Origin of the sequence: Spongiactinospora gelatinilytica (assembly GCF_003236385.1) — a bacterium.
Taxonomy (GTDB): Bacteria; Actinomycetota; Actinomycetes; order Streptosporangiales; family Streptosporangiaceae; genus Spongiactinospora; species Spongiactinospora gelatinilytica.
In genome coordinates this window covers 1-10,357 of record NZ_POUA01000283.1, presented here as the reverse complement: position 1 = coordinate 10,357, position 10,357 = coordinate 1, and the positions used below count along the sequence as shown (strand labels likewise).

Here is a 10,357-nt window from a genome sequence, read left to right as displayed (position 1 = left end):
CGCCCGGGCCGGTCAGGGGGTGGGGGCGGCGGTGCTGGCCCCGGCCACGCTCACGATCTTGACGTCTGTCTTCCCCGAGGGGCCGCGCCGTACCCGCGCGATCACGGTCTGGACGGCGGTGAGCCTGGCCGGCGGTACGGCGGGCAACCTGATCGGCGGTGCGCTGACCGAGTACCTGTCCTGGCGGTCGATCCTGCTTATCAACGTGCCGATCGGGCTGGCCTGCCTGGCCGCCGCCCACCTGCTGCCCCCCGGCCCGGACCGGCGCGGCGGGCGGCGGCTGGACGTGCTGGGGGCGGCGCTGGCCACCGGCGGGCTGGGCGCGCTGGCCTACGGCCTGTCCGGCGCGCCCGTCGTCGCGTTCGGCGGGCTCGTGCTGCTGGGGTTGTTCGCGCTGGTAGAGGCGCGTGTGGCGCGGGCGCCGCTGATTCCGCCGTCGCTGCTGCGGGCGCGGCCGATCTGGCTGGGCAACGTGGCGATGCTACTGGCCGGGGCGTGCCTGAACCCGATGTGGTACTTCCTGACCCTGTCCCTGCAGAACGTCCTGGGCTACGGGCCGTTGCAGACCGGGCTGGCGTTCCTGCCGCACACGTTGCTGACCATGCTGGTGGGCCTGCGCCTGACCCCGTGGCTGATGCGCCGCACCGACGATCGCGTCCTCATCGCCGCCGGGGCGCTGATCGGCGCGGCGGGTTTCTGGTGGCAGAGCGGCATCGCCCCGGGCCAGGACTACCTGACGGCCATCGGTGGCCCGGCCGTGCTGATCTCTCTCGGCGGCGGCCTGCTGAACACGCCGCTGACCGTCACGGTGACCTCCGGCGTCGCCCCGGCCGACGCGGGCGCGGCCTCCGGGCTGATGAACACCGCCAAGCAGATCGGCGGCGCGCTCGGCCTGGCCGCCCTGGTCACGGCGACCGGGGGACGGGAGATCGGCTACGGGCAGGCGTTCACCGCCATCGCGGTGATGCTGACCGCCGTCGCCCTCCTGGCGACCGCACTGCCGAAACGGCGCGACGCCTCGGTGGCCGGTACCCCGACAACACGCTGACCACGCCGCTGCACCCGGCTCCAGCACGCCCTGGGCCTGGCCCCGCGCGATCAGGTCGTACACCGGCCGTGACCAGGCCCGCCAGGGCCTGACGTCAGGAGGTGGCCGCGGCGTAGGCCCGGGCCAGTTCGCCCCAGGTCGCCATGGCGTTCCCATCGGGGGAGAGCCGGTTGTCGACGACCATCAGGGTCACGCCACGGGTCAGGTCGGTGGCGCCCATGGAGGTGAAGCCGCCGTAGGCCCCTCCGTGGCCCTGCCAGGTGCGGTTCGCGACCTCGGTGCGGACGGTGGCCATGCCGTAGGCGAAGCCCGCCGCGACCGCCTGGGGCGACGGCGTGGTCATCGCGGTGAGGGTGGCCGGGCGCAGCAGCCGCTTGCCGGTGAACAGGGCGTCCAGGAAGCGCGCGGCGCCGTAGGCGGTACCCGCGAACATGCCGTCACCGAACGGCAGGCCGTACACGTCGGTGGGGATGCCGGTGGCGCCGAAGGCGGTGAAGTAGTCGGTGAGCGTGCCATCGCCGCCGGGGATGTGACCGTGGGCGAAGCGGGCGTAGGCGCTCGGGGAGCGTACGGCGGTGAGCTGGTCGCCGCGCTCGCCGGTCCGCTGGTAGAAGTGCCTGAGGTCGCGTTCGAGCGCCCGCTCCCCCCGGGACACCCTGGTCAGCACCTCGGCCAGGATGATGAATCCGGTGTTGGAGTACTCGAAGCGCGCGCCGGGGTTCACCGGCTCGTGAATGCCCGGCGCGAGCATGGCGAAGGTGTAGGGCCGGTCCGGGTCGTACTGCGCGCCGCCCGGCAGCAGCGGGGCGGTGGCCGGGTCGGTGTAGAGGTCGGGGTATCCGGCGGTGTGCGTGAGCGGCATCCTGAGCGTGACCACGCGCGAGCCGGGCACCTCCGTCCCGACATGGGCGGAGATCGGGCGGTCCAGCGCCAGCACGCCCTTCTCGGCCAGGTGCAGGGCGTACGTGGCCAGGATGGACTTGCCGAAACTCGCCAGGCTGAACAGCGTCGAGCCGGTGACCGGGGCCGGCGGCTCGTTGATCGCCCTGCGGGCGTTCGCCGACCAGATGAGCCGCCCGCCCCGTATCGCCACGGCCTGCACCCCGGGGCCGTCCGGATCGGCCGTGGCCTCGGCGAACGCCTTGTCCAGGGCCGCCCGCACCGAATCCTGACCGGCGGCGGCGGACGCGGGGGGAGCGGCCCCGGGCACTTCCGCGATCTCCGGTGTCGGCGGCACCGCTATCGGGGCAGGGCGGCGGCGATCCGCCGGGCCATCGCGCGGTTGCCGGCCTCGTTGGGGTGCAGGCCGTCGCCGCCGTCGTAGGCGGGGTGCAGCTGGTCCTTGTCACGGGGCCGCGGCCATGGCGCGGTCCAGGTCGGCCACCGCGTCGTACGCGCCCGAGGTGCGGATCCAGTGGTTCAGCTCGTCGCGTACCAGCTCGCCATGCTCGGTGAAGTACGCGGCCTTCTTGAACGGCGGCAGCGTCGCGCCGATCACCTTGATCCCCCGGGCGTGCGCCTGCCGGATCAGCTCGCGGTGCCCGGCGATCAGCTCGGCCGCGGTGACGCGGGGATTGGGCTTGAAGCAGAAGTGCTCGGACTCGCTGAGGCCGATGTCGTTGCTCCCCTCCAGCACCACGACCGTGCCCACGCCCGGCTCGTCGAGCGCGTCGCGCCGGAACCGGGTCAGCGCCTTGTCGCCCGAGCAGGGGGAGTCGTTGAGCACGCGGTTGCCGCCGATGCCGGCGTTGAGGACGCCGCGTGCCCGGCCCTGCCGGACGAGGAACTCGGCCAGCTCGTCGGGGTAGCGATCGTTGGCGTCGGTACGGCCTCCTCCGTCGGTGAGCGAGTCGCCGAGGGCCGCCACGCCGCTCGGCCGCCGGGCGGCACCGGTGACGTCGACCCCCGCGAGGTAGTACCAGGAGTGGGTGGTCTCGGTGAAGGGCCGCCCGCTCACGTCGGACCTGTGATCGCCACGGGCGCGGTAGCTGGATCGGATCGGCCCCGGTGCCGCTCTGTGTGATGCCGTTCCGCGGCGGTGGCGGGCAGGGCGTCCCGTCAGATCGCCGGCGGTCCGCGATGGGGGATGGGCGCCAATCTCCGCGGACCTCGCCCCGGACGGGCGGCTCCCCGGCTACTGTGCAATTCGGTGTTGCTGTCACCAGACGTATCCATCCGCTCACCCATCGAAAGGGAACGAGCCATGTCATCCCCTCTCAGCGCGGGCTCGTCCGGCATCGGCGACGTGGACACGGTGCTGGGCATTCTGGACCAGCACCTGCGCATGATCCGCTCCGGTGACCCGGCGTCCGCCCGCACCCTGCTGATCGACGGGCGGCCCGCCCAGTTGGACGGGGCCGACTTCGACCAGGTCATCGTGGGCGCGGGCACGCTCGTCTACGTGTACGTGGACTGGCTGCGGCAGGCGTACGAGCACCAGGGGGAGGGCTCCGCCGAAGCGCTCGGCAGCGTCCTCGGATACGTCGTCGACGGGCTGCACGTGATGAACGCCGTCGAGGACGCCGCCATCCCGACCATGGCCGGCCTGATCGTCGCGGCGGGCGTCGGCCTGTCACCGAACCTGTGGCGTGCCCAGTACGGCCCGTGGATGCGGGCCGAGATGAACGCGGTCGAGGCGACGCTGCTGCTCCTGGCCGGTCACGTCAACGAGATCGCGCAGGACGACGACCAGGCGATCCGCATGGTCGCCGACGTGCTCGCCGCCGAGCCGTGATCGGCCGCCCGTCCGGGTTTCCGAGGTCAGGGGGCGGTGTACTCGCCGACGACGTCCACGACCCAGGTGACGCCGAACCGGTCCTTCAACATCCCGTACAGCGGCGCCCACTGCGCGGGCCCCAGCGGCTGGATTATGGTCGCGCCGTCGGAGAGTCCCTTCCAGTACGCGGTGATCTCCTCGGCCGCCCGGCCCCGCAGTGACACGAAGAACGCGTTCTCGCCCTGGTCCCAGGGCAGGTGCGAGGGCACGTCGTAGGCCATCACCCGAAAGCCGTTGCCGGCCGTCACCTGGCCCCACATCACCTGGTCGGCCTCGGACGGCTCCTGGACGTTCCCGGCGTCGTTGTAGGTGACCACGGCCACTTCCCCGCCGAACACGGACCGGTAGAACGTGAGCGCCGCGCGGGCGTCACCCCGGAAGTTCAGGTGGGTCACAACATTGACGGACATATGCGATCCCTTCTCTTGTCCGGGGACCACAGTGGCAGGGGAAGCGGCCAGGGTATGGCCGCTACCTGGGGCAATATGGGCCCATGCCGAAGACTTCAGCGCGGCTGCTGGCGCTGCTCTCCCTGCTCCAGGTGTGCCGGGACTGGCCGGGGGCGCTGCTGGCCGAGCGGCTGGACATCAGCCCGCGTACCGTGCGCCGTGACGTGGACCGCCTGCGCGAGCTGGGCTATCCGATCATGGCGATCAAGGGCCCCGACGGCGGCTACCGGCTGGAGGCCGGAACGGAGCTGCCCCCGTTGCTCTTCGATGACGAGCAGGCCGTGGCCCTGGCCGTCGCGCTCCAGCTCGCCGGCGCCACGGGCGCGGGCATCGGGGAGGCCGCGGCGCGTGCGCTGAACACCGTCCGGCAGGTCATGCCCGCCCGGCTGCGCCACCGGATCGACACCCTGCCGGTCACCGCCGTGCAACCGCCTCCGGCCCGACCGGTTCCGCAGGTCGGGGGCGGCGTGCTCACGGCGCTCAGCGTCGCCGTCCACGCCCGCGAGGTGCTGCGTTTCACCTACGAAGGAGCCGCGGGCGACGCGGGCGGGCAGACCTCGCGCCGGGTGGAGCCGCACCACCTCGTCACCTGGGGCGGGCGCTGGTACCTCGTGGCCTGGGATCTCGACCGCGCGGACTGGCGTACCTTCCGGGCGGACCGGATCAGTCCGCGCACCCCGGCCGGGCCCCGCTTCACCCCGCGCGAGCTGCCCGGCGGCGAGGTGGCCGCCTTCGTGACCGGCCGCTTCCGGGGCGCGGACGGCTCCGGCGACTGGCCGTGCGTCGGTGAGGTGATCCTCGACCTGCCCGCCGCCACCGTGTCCGGCTACACCCGCGACGGAGCCGTCGAGGAGCTCGGCCCGGACCGTTGCCGGCTCGTCCTGGGCTCGTGGTCATGGGCCGGCCTGGCCGCGGCCATCGGCAGGTTCGACACCGACATCGAGGTCGTCGGCCCGGCCGAGCTCAAAGCCGCCTTCGCCCGGCTTGCCCGCCGCTACGCGGCCGCTTCCGGCTCCTGGCCGGGTCGGTGATCAGCGGGCTCCCACCACGTCAGATTGGCGGACGCCTGGGCCACCGGCTCGATGATCTCCCACGCCTCCGCGATCAGACCCTCGTCGAGCCGCCAGATGTCGACGACCTCGATCTCCGGCTCGATTCCCGGCCCGGCACCCGGCAGCCTGCGCCGCGAGTGCACCACGACATGATCGCCTTCGCCCGGCACATGCCGGATCTCGACCCGCATGCCGGCCAGCGGGACGAGCGCGGCGCGTACGTCGGCGAGCCATTCCGCCTTGGGCCTGACGGTCGAGTCCGGCCGGTGATGGACGAAGCCGTCGTGCAGCAACGGCGCGAGCGCATCGACGTCGCCCGTCGCGACCAGTGACCGACGTCGGCCACCTGCCCGCCGTACGGACCGCACGCGATGAGCACGTCGACACCGAACGCCCTCCGGCCGGCACGGCGGTCCAGGTGGCCGCGCTCTTCCGCCCGGAACTGCTGCTGGAGGTGGAGGCGCTGGCGCTCGTCGCGGAAGACGCGCGCTGAGCGCGCTCACTCGCGGGACGGCTGGTCCGCGTCCAGGCCGTGCAGGATCTTGGCGGCGAGCCCGGCGAACCGGTCGAGTTCTTCGGGGCAGAGGCGGTCGATGAACAGGCGCCGGATCTCCTGGCCGTGGCCTGGCACCGCCTTCTTCAGCGCGGCGAAGCCCTCGTCGGTCAGCACGGCGTAGATGCCGCGGGAGCCGCATGGTTCGCGGGAGATCAGGCCGCGGCGGCTCATCCGGGTGAGCTGGTGGTGCATGCGGCTCTTCTCCCAGCCCGCGGTCCGGCCGAGCTCATAGGAGCGCATCCGCCGCCCGGGCGCCTCGGACAACAGGGCGAGCACCGTGTAGTCGGCGTTGGACAGGCCGCTGCCCGCCTGTAGTTGCTGCTCAAGGCGTGCCGGAAGGAGCAGCACCATCCGGAAGATCGTCCGCCATGCGCGGAGCTCGTGTTCGGTCAATCCAGGCTGCGCCATGCCGCTCATCCTACCAGCGAGTTGACATATCTACTCGATGGCCTGTATTCAGTAGACACATCAACTCGATGGAGGGTCCACCCGTCGACACCGTGCGTCGTGCCGTCGTGCAGGGGGCTTCGGGGCGACCGGCAGAAAGGCAACGTACTTCGATGACCCGTATAGGCATCATTCTGGGCAGTGCCCGCGAGCACCGTAACAGCGAGCAGGTGGCCGGCTGGGTGCTGCAGTACGCCGAACTGCGCGACGACGCCACCTTTGAACTCATCGACCTCCGTGACCACCCGCTACCGCTTTTCGACGAGCAGTTCCCGCCCGCGATGGGCAGGTACCAGAACGAGCACACCAAGCGATGGGCGAGCGTCATCGCGTCGTACGACGGCTTCATCATCGTGACGCCGGAATACAATCACGGCATTCCTGCCGTGCTGAAGAACGCCATCGACTTCGTGTTCGCCGAATGGGCCAACAAAGCGGTCGGCTTCGTCTCCTACGGAGTGGCCGGTGGGGCCCGCGCGGTGGAGCACCTGCGGTCGATCGCCGGCAATCTGCACCTGGCCGACGTCCGCCAGCAGGTCACGCTCAACCTGTTCACGGAGTTCGAGGATCTCACCGCCTTCAAGCCCGGCGGCCACAACCTCGAACCCCTGGAGACCATGATCGGCCAGGTGGTCGCCTGGAGTGCCGCCCTCGCCCCACTGCGGGCCGTGCCCGCCGTCAGCGCATCGTGACCAGCTTTTTCTCAAGGAGAAACCCCCATGTCCAGCCGGCAGGATGAAGACGAGCGGCCGGAGAGCGCCGCCCAGCGATCCGAGCGTCGCGGCTTTCTGAAGACCTCCGTCATGGCCGCCGCCGTCACGGGCGCGGGCCTGCTCGCGGCGCCCCCGGCCGCGGCCCAGGCCCGTGACCAGGCACCACCGAGCAACACCGGCGGCCGGGGACGCCGATATGTCATCCGCGGCGGGGCGGTTATGTCGATGGACCCGAAGGTGGGGAATTTCGAGTCCGCCGACGTCCTGGTCGAGGGCAAGCGGATCGTCGCGGTCAAGCCTCATGTCAACGCCTCCGGGGCCGAGGTCATCGATGCGCGCGGGCGCGTTGTCATGCCGGGCTTCGTGGACACGCACCACCATCAGTTCGAGACGGCCGAGCGGGCCTTTCTCGCCAATGGCATGCTGCTCGACGACAAATCCGGCGCACCCAGCGCCTACCCCAACTACGTCGAGCACATTCTCGGGGGATTCGCCAAGAAGTACCGCCCGCAGGACGTTTACATCAACGAACTGTTCGCCGGGCTCTCCCAGCTCGACGCGGGCGTCACCACGGTGCTCGACGTGTCGCAGATCCACCATTCTCCCGAGCACAGCGACGCGGCCGTCCAGGCGCTGATCGACACCGGGAGGCGTGCCGCCTTCGGATTCTTCGAGGGCGACGGCCGCCCCGGGGCCCGGTACCCGGAAGACGCCCGCAGGCTCAGGAGCAAGTGGTTCTCCTCGGACGACCAGCTCGTTACCATGATCATGGGCGGCGAGGTGCATCTCGGCGAGGAGGTGTACACCCGGGCCTGGGCCATCGCCCGCGAGCTGGGCCTGCGGATCGCGGCCCACTCGGTCGGCTCGTTCGGGATGCGGCCGGCCTTCGAGAAGATCGCCCGGGGCGCCGGCGGTGTCAAGGTGGGGCCGGACAACATGTTCATTCACATGACCGGCATGTCCGATGAAATCTGGAAGAAGTTCCGGGACGCGGGCGGGCAGGTCTCGATCGCCTTCCCGATCGAGATGGGCATGCGGCACGGCACTCCGCCGATCATCAAGATGCAGGAACTCGGCATGGAGCCGTCGCTGAGCTCCGACGTCGAGACGACGATGGCCGCGGACCCGTTCACGCTGATGCGCTCCGCGATGACCATGCAGCGCATGATCGTCAACCAGATGGTCCTGGATCAGGGCAGCGGGGAGCCTCCGGACAACTGGCCGAAGCCGGCCGAGGGCACGCCGCCGCTCCTCACGGTCCGCGACGTGCTGCGGTACGGGACCATCAACGGAGCCGAGCACCTCGGGCTGGGGCGCAAGACCGGCACGCTCACGCCCGGCAAGGAGGCCGACATCGTGCTGCTCGACGCCACCGCGCTCAACGTCGCGCCGCTCAACAGCGTGCCCGGGGCGGTCGTGTCGCTGATGGACCGCACGAACGTCGAGACCGTGATCGTCGCGGGCAAGATCCGTAAGTGGCGGGGCCGCCTGCTCGGCGCGGACCTCGGCCGGCTGACCCGCCGGTTGGAGAACTCACGCGACTACCTCTTCAAGGAGATGAACCTGAAGCCGGACCTGTTCAAGTACAGCTAGGCCATGCCCTGCCGGGGCGGCGGCGGAACGTGGGGTGCGGTTTCACCGGCTCGCCGCCCCAGGCGACCGCCCGCTCGCCGGTCACGCCGCCTCCCCGGCCACGGCCGTCGGCGTACGCCCGAGCGTGCCGTGCGCGAAGGCGAAGGCGGCCGACAGCAGGGCCGCGACGGCTGCGGCGGCGAAGCTCCAGCCCGCCCCCGCGCTCGGCAGCACCGCCCCGGTCACCGCGCCGGCCACGCTGCTCCCCACGATCCTGACCAGCGCGTTCACGCCTCCCGCCGCCGCGGTCTTGGCGGGCTCGACGTGCTCGACGGCCATCGTGCCGAGCGCGGCGTACCCGAGGCCGATGCCCAGGCCCAGCACGCTCGCCGCCCCGTACAGGTCCGCCGGTGACCCGTGCGCGACGCTCAGCCAGATCGCCGCGCAGGTCACCACCGCCGATCCCGCGCCGACCAGCGACGACGCCGTGAAGCGGCGCATCAGCCGCCCCGCGAGCAGCGAGACCACCAGCATCAGCAGCGCCGTCGGCAGCAGGTACAGGCCGACCTGGAGTACCGAGGCGCCGAGCTTCTGCTGAGCCACGGCCGACAGCGTGGTGATGACGCCGAACAGCGCGAACCCGAGCAGCAGGGACGCGACGGTCGCGCCGACGGTCCCCCGGTGCAGCAGCATCGGGATCTCGATGAGCGGCGATGTGGTGCGCCTGGCCGACAGCACCCAGGCGGCGAACAGCGCGGCGCTCGCGGCGAGCAGCCCCAGCGTGGCCGCCGAAGTCCAGCCCCAGGCGGGCGCCTTGCTGACGGCGAGCAGCAGGCAGACCAGCCCCGCGAGGATCATGCCGCCGCCGCTGCCCACGCCCATCATCGCGCTCAGCACGCCGATCGCCGTGGGCAGTCGTTCGCGCGGCACCTGCTGCCGGGCGATCCCGATGGCCAGTGGTACCCGGAGGAGATCATCGACGCGGCCGTCCAGGCCGGCCTCACGCCGGAAGAGGCCGTGGACGCGTACCGGATCATCTGGCACTACACGGCGGGCGAGATCTCCGCACGCGCGGCCGCCGCGCGCCGTCGCGCGGACGACAGGCCGACCCACCGCAGCCAGTTGTTCGAAAGCCTGGACCCCGCCCGGCTCCCGCGCCTGGCCGCGCTCGGCCCCCGCTGGACGGAGCTGACCGACCGCGACACCTACGACAAGGGGATACAGGCCCTGGTACGCGGCCTGCTACCCGCTCCTCCGGCCTGACGCCGCCGGCCGGTTCTTTCCGCGGAGCCGGAGGTAAGCGGGCGCTGAGCGGGCAGGAGACCTGTCATGGCCGGACGGATCGTGGTCGGTGTGGACGGGTCCGCCCCGTCCGACGCCGCGGTGGAGTGGGCCGCGCTCGACGCCCAGCGGCGCGGCCTGGACCTGCGGGTCGTGCACGTGTGCGAGCCGTGGCGGCGCAACCTGGGCATCGAGCACTGCGGCGCGGCGCTGGAGGCCGCCGACCGGGCACGCGACCTCACCCGTGACGTCACGGTGTCGGCCGAACTGCTCATCGGGGACGTGGCCGTCGAGCTGATCGCCGAGTCGGACTCGGCGGACGGCCTGGTCCTGGGCAGCCGGGGCCTCGGCGGGTTCACCGGGATGGTGCTGGGCTCGGTGAGCATGGCCGTGGCCGGGCACGCAGCCGGGCCGGTCGTGGTCGTCCGGGCTCCGCGCGCGGTGGAGTACGGGCGGGTGGTGG

14 protein-coding genes are annotated in these 10,357 nt (G+C 71.8%); 8 read left to right on the top strand and 6 right to left on the bottom strand.

All coding sequences use genetic code 11. The annotated features are described in order from the left end of the window. Positions 1–1,048, top strand: a 1,048-nt coding sequence (locus C1I98_RS28160; RefSeq protein WP_111170430.1) for an MFS transporter, incomplete at its 5' end; no start/stop codon positions are given. 94 nt (positions 1,049–1,142) lie between these two features. Here C1I98_RS28160 and C1I98_RS28155 read toward each other — a convergent pair. Together C1I98_RS28155 and C1I98_RS28150 are read right to left on the bottom strand one after the other, a co-directional pair. Beyond that, entirely contained in the window at positions 1,143–2,285 is a 1,143-nt protein-coding gene (locus tag C1I98_RS28155; RefSeq protein ID WP_158558214.1) for a serine hydrolase domain-containing protein, read from the bottom strand. Between the two features lie 108 nt (positions 2,286–2,393). After that, a complete protein-coding gene (locus C1I98_RS28150) occupies positions 2,394–3,005 on the bottom strand; it encodes a GDSL-type esterase/lipase family protein (RefSeq protein ID WP_199537271.1) in 612 nt (203 codons plus the stop codon). Positions 3,006–3,251: 246 nt separating this feature from the next. Here C1I98_RS28150 and C1I98_RS28145 point away from each other — a divergent pair, with 246 nt between their 5' ends. Continuing rightward, complete coding sequence (locus C1I98_RS28145; protein WP_111170426.1) at positions 3,252–3,782, top strand: hypothetical protein; 531 nt, start codon at positions 3,252–3,254, stop codon at positions 3,780–3,782. Positions 3,783–3,808: 26 nt separating this feature from the next. On the opposite strand, the gene C1I98_RS28140 is transcribed toward C1I98_RS28145, so the two are convergent. Next, positions 3,809–4,234 (bottom strand): VOC family protein, encoded by a 426-nt coding sequence (locus C1I98_RS28140; protein ID WP_111170425.1) that lies wholly within the window; start codon positions 4,232–4,234, stop codon positions 3,809–3,811. A gap of 83 nt (positions 4,235–4,317) precedes the next feature. Between C1I98_RS28140 and C1I98_RS28135 the strand changes: the two genes are divergently transcribed. Further along, positions 4,318–5,304, top strand: a complete 987-nt coding sequence (locus tag C1I98_RS28135) for a helix-turn-helix transcriptional regulator (protein ID WP_111170424.1) — start codon at positions 4,318–4,320, stop codon at positions 5,302–5,304. Here the strand turns inward: C1I98_RS28135 and C1I98_RS44435 are convergent. Further along, positions 5,268–5,693, bottom strand: a complete 426-nt coding sequence (locus tag C1I98_RS44435; RefSeq protein WP_111170423.1) for a nuclear transport factor 2 family protein — start codon at positions 5,691–5,693, stop codon at positions 5,268–5,270. The two genes, C1I98_RS28135 and C1I98_RS44435, sit on opposite strands and share 37 nt — an antisense overlap. Here C1I98_RS44435 and C1I98_RS44430 point away from each other — a divergent pair. After that, on the top strand, positions 5,654–5,818 hold the full coding sequence (locus C1I98_RS44430; protein WP_233508259.1) for a RidA family protein: 165 nt from the start codon (positions 5,654–5,656) through the stop codon (positions 5,816–5,818). The two genes, C1I98_RS44435 and C1I98_RS44430, sit on opposite strands and share 40 nt — an antisense overlap. Before the next feature lie 6 nt (positions 5,819–5,824). Here C1I98_RS44430 and C1I98_RS44425 read toward each other — a convergent pair whose 3' ends face one another. Next, on the bottom strand, positions 5,825–6,289 hold the full coding sequence (locus tag C1I98_RS44425) for a MarR family winged helix-turn-helix transcriptional regulator (RefSeq protein WP_233508258.1): 465 nt from the start codon (positions 6,287–6,289) through the stop codon (positions 5,825–5,827). 152 nt (positions 6,290–6,441) lie between these two features. On the opposite strand from C1I98_RS44425, the gene C1I98_RS28115 reads away from it, so the two are divergent. Together C1I98_RS28115 and C1I98_RS28110 are read left to right on the top strand one after the other, a co-directional pair. Beyond that, on the top strand, positions 6,442–7,020 hold the full coding sequence (locus C1I98_RS28115; RefSeq protein ID WP_111170422.1) for an NADPH-dependent FMN reductase: 579 nt from the start codon (positions 6,442–6,444) through the stop codon (positions 7,018–7,020). Positions 7,021–7,047: 27 nt separating this feature from the next. Beyond that, a complete protein-coding gene (locus tag C1I98_RS28110) occupies positions 7,048–8,634 on the top strand; it encodes an amidohydrolase family protein (protein WP_111170421.1) in 1,587 nt (528 codons plus the stop codon). Between the two features lie 81 nt (positions 8,635–8,715). Here C1I98_RS28110 and C1I98_RS43205 read toward each other — a convergent pair whose 3' ends face one another. Beyond that, positions 8,716–9,657, bottom strand: a complete 942-nt coding sequence (locus C1I98_RS43205; RefSeq protein WP_233508257.1) for an MFS transporter — start codon at positions 9,655–9,657, stop codon at positions 8,716–8,718. On the opposite strand from C1I98_RS43205, the gene C1I98_RS43200 reads away from it, so the two are divergent. Together C1I98_RS43200 and C1I98_RS28095 are read left to right on the top strand one after the other, a co-directional pair. Next, a complete protein-coding gene (locus C1I98_RS43200) occupies positions 9,631–9,876 on the top strand; it encodes a hypothetical protein (RefSeq protein ID WP_233508256.1) in 246 nt (81 codons plus the stop codon). The two genes, C1I98_RS43205 and C1I98_RS43200, sit on opposite strands and share 27 nt — an antisense overlap. Positions 9,877–9,942: 66 nt before the next feature. Next, positions 9,943–10,357 (top strand): universal stress protein (locus C1I98_RS28095; RefSeq protein WP_146607664.1); only part of this gene is annotated, 415 nt, incomplete at its 3' end.